This is a genomic window from Microbacterium sp. P2_F9 (assembly GCF_056403635.1).
This window is the reverse complement of sequence record NZ_JBFUFC010000382.1, coordinates 1-1,591: the sequence shown is the minus strand read 5'-3', so window position 1 is coordinate 1,591 and position 1,591 is coordinate 1. Positions and strand designations below refer to the sequence as shown.

General features: G+C 69.5%; 3 protein-coding genes. 2 read left to right on the top strand and 1 reads right to left on the bottom strand.

Annotated elements, in window-relative coordinates; translation table 11 throughout:
- Positions 1-529 (top strand): M23 family metallopeptidase (locus AC1DVT_RS20195; protein WP_477391179.1); only part of this gene is annotated, 529 nt, incomplete at its 5' end.
- Between the two features lie 77 nt (positions 530-606).
- On the opposite strand, the gene AC1DVT_RS20190 is transcribed toward AC1DVT_RS20195, so the two are convergent.
- The gene (locus tag AC1DVT_RS20190; RefSeq protein WP_477391177.1) at positions 607-1,140 is read right to left on the bottom strand and encodes an inorganic diphosphatase; all 534 of its coding nucleotides are present in this window, start codon (positions 1,138-1,140) and stop codon (positions 607-609) included.
- Between the two features lie 137 nt (positions 1,141-1,277).
- Here AC1DVT_RS20190 and AC1DVT_RS20185 point away from each other — a divergent pair.
- Positions 1,278-1,591, top strand: a 314-nt coding sequence (locus tag AC1DVT_RS20185; RefSeq protein WP_477391175.1) for a PP-loop family protein, incomplete at its 3' end; no start/stop codon positions are given.

Below are 1,591 nucleotides of genomic sequence, written 5' to 3'. Positions count from 1 at the left end.
GGCCGAGGCTGAGCGTCTCGCGGCAGCGGCAGCCGCCGCAGCCCAGCACTCCGGTGGCGGCGGAGGCGGCGGTGGTGGTGGAGGTGGCGGCAACGGCGGCGCCGTCGTCGGCTCAGGGTGGGCGCGCCCCTCATCCGGCTATCGGAGCTCCGGGTACGGTCCCCGAACGGTCGTCTGCGGCGCCAGCTACTGCTCCAGCGGGTTTCACTACGGCGTCGATCTCGCCGCGGCGTGCGGCTCGGCGATCTACGCAGCGAGCGCCGGCACCGTCGTCTACGCCGGCCCGAACGGCGGCTACGGCAACTACATCAAGATCGACCACGGCGGCGGCATCGGCACCGGCTACGGGCACATCATGCGTGGTGGGATCCTCGTTGGCTACGGCCAACGGGTCGGTGCCGGCCAGCTGATCGCGTACGAGGGCAACACCGGCAACTCGTTCGGCTGCCACCTCCACTTCGAGACCTACGTCAACGGCAACCCGGTCAACCCGATCTACTTCATGGCCGATCGCGGGATCTCCGTCTAGCCACCAGGAACGCGAAAGGGCGGATGTCGCAGCTCAGAGCTGCGAGGCATCCGCCCTCTTCAGATCGCGGTGATGCGCTACAGCGTCGAGGGGGCTGTGCCCTCGCCCTGCGTGGCGGTCTGGCCTTCGTGCTCCTTGAAGCGGTCGAAGGCCTCGGCGACGAGTTGCTCGGCGACGGCGGCGGATGCCCACTCGTCGACCTTGACCCACTTGTTCGGCTCGAGGTCCTTGTAGTGCTCGAAGAAGTGCTCGATCTCCTTGCGGGTGTACTCCGGGATGTCGTTCACATCCTGAATGTGCGCCCAGCGGGGATCCTTGGCGAGCACCGCGACGAGCTTGTCGTCGCCACCGGCCTCGTCGCTCATCTTGAGCACGCCGACAGGGCGCACGCTCGCGAGCACGCCCGGCGCGAGTTCGAAGTCGAGGAGCAGGAGTACGTCGAGCGGGTCGCCGTCCTCGCCGAGCGAGTTCTCGAAGAACCCGTAGTTCGTCGGGTAGCCGAACGCGGTGTAGAGGATGCGATCGAGGAAGACGCGGCCCGTGCCGTGGTCGACCTCGTACTTCACGCGGCTGCCGCGGGGGATCTCGATGACGGCGTCGTACGCGCCCATGGGGGACTCCTTCTCAGGGGGTTTCGGATGCTTCGTCTCGCTTGCGCGCGCTCAGCAGAAGTGCCTCGACCAGCCTAGTCCGGGTGTATGCACACGCACTGAGGCTGGTTTCCGGGCCGCCGGACTACCGTGGATGGATGACCGTTCGTCCGGGCCTGGATCCCGCCGTCGCCGAGGTGCGGCTGGCCGTGCGTGTCGCCCTGCGCGGGATCGATCCGGGCTCGACCGTCGTCGTCGCCCTCTCCGGCGGTCCGGACTCCCTCGCCCTCGCCGCCGCGACCGCTTTCGAGGCGGCGAAGGCGGGGCTGCGGGCCGTCGCCGTCACCATCGATCACGGTCTCCAGGAGGGATCGGCGGATGCCGCGGCGGCGGCATCCGCGCAGGCCCAGGCTCTCGGGCTCGAAGCGCGTGTCACCCCGGTCGAGGTGGGTGCGGGCGGCGGCCCCGAGGC

What these genes read in the sequence shown, in the direction of transcription:
- AC1DVT_RS20190 (WP_477391177.1), bottom strand. Translation starts at nt 1,140, where the DNA reads ATGGGCGCGTACGACGCCGTCATCGAGATCCCCCGCGGCAGCCGCGTG.